At 57.7% G+C, this 1218-nt stretch carries 1 protein-coding gene; it reads right to left on the reverse strand.

What is annotated here, in order from left to right; translation table 11 throughout:
- Positions 1-418 precede the first annotated feature (418 nt).
- Complete coding sequence (locus tag F573_RS0114055) at positions 419-814, reverse strand: hypothetical protein (RefSeq protein ID WP_019023117.1); 396 nt, start codon at positions 812-814, stop codon at positions 419-421.
- Between the last annotated feature and the right edge of the window lie 404 nt (positions 815-1218).

Raw genomic sequence — 1218 nt, forward strand, 5'->3', positions numbered from 1 at the left:
TTCCCATCATCCGTTACACGGAATCCATTCGTATCCATTTCAATGGACATGGAAGCGGCCTCGGCATCCACTGAATTCATGACGAATTCGAGCAGTGCCTTGTCGAAAGACCCGGCCTGAGAAACGATGGTGTGATAGATCAGCTGGGATCCGACTTCGATCTTGCGCTTTGCCATTCTCGAGTCCTCGCCGGCTGCGGGCCGGTGATCCGCCGTCCGGGAGAGGCACGGACGGTTCGCCGTTGATTCGGTTCCCAGTATGCCATCAAGAACCGCCTTGTCGAATTCTCGGGAACTGGGGCACGATCGAAACGCGAGGGCGGCAAGCGCGGCGTCCAGTTCAATCTTGCTCCCAGGCGCCGGTTTCGAGGGGAACACCTGTTCGGGGGCCGCCCTACGACCATCAAGCAGGAACGTCCTCACTCATGTTCGTTCTCGCCACGGACGGATTCCATGAGCCGACTTTTTGCTTGCCCCATACTCTCTTCTTCTTGTTCTTCAACGATGTCGTCCATGATCTTTTGGTATTCCCAGCGAGCGATGCAATCTTCTTGTTTCCAGCAGCCCGTCTCGAACAGCGATCGGACGCGATCATGAATTTCTTCGCTTTCGTCGGCAATGGAGAAAAGCACCGCATAGCGGTCCTGGCCGATCTCCTGGTTGGATAACCAATACACAGCGAACCAAAAAATGATGGTGAGCACGAGCCCCGTGCGCATAATAGGCAAGCCATCGTCATCATCGGAAATCAGCAGGGTCACCACTACACCGAACAAGATGCAAATAGCTACGAAAGCAAACAAGTCCCAATTCATGTCGATTTCTCCATGCGGCTGAACCGGTTGCCGCCGGTAATCCGAACATCAGCATACCGTCGAGAAGCGCCTTGTCTCGTTTTACAGGTTCCGGAGCACGGCCGGATCGCTAGGACGGCGATTTCGACACGCGGTTCAGCCTAGCTTCCAGGCGCCGGTTTTCGCGTTTCAGCTCGATCTCGGTTTCGCGGCCGACGCAGCCATTTGACCGCCAGCGCGGTGAGTTCGTCGTGATTCATGCCGGCGCCTCTCGAACCTCGCAGGGCGACGTCGGCACTTCGTCCCAGTGCCGGCCGCCGAGCACACGCCCCGCCCGCTTCTTGCCGACGTGAAGCATGATGTGCGGCCAAGACCCGCTGAGGTGCGAAGCCCCGGCCACGGCTGAACCGAACTCCCCGTGTTCG

The sequence above is a fragment of the Thioalkalivibrio sp. ALE23 genome (assembly GCF_000378545.1).
In the GTDB taxonomy this organism is placed as follows: domain Bacteria; phylum Pseudomonadota; class Gammaproteobacteria; order Ectothiorhodospirales; family Ectothiorhodospiraceae; genus Thioalkalivibrio.

Bases quoted from the DNA above. Each gene is read 5' to 3' on its own strand.
- F573_RS0114055 (WP_019023117.1), bottom strand. From the start codon at position 814: ATGAATTGGGACTTGTTTGCTTTCGTAGCTATTTGCATCTTGTTCGGT.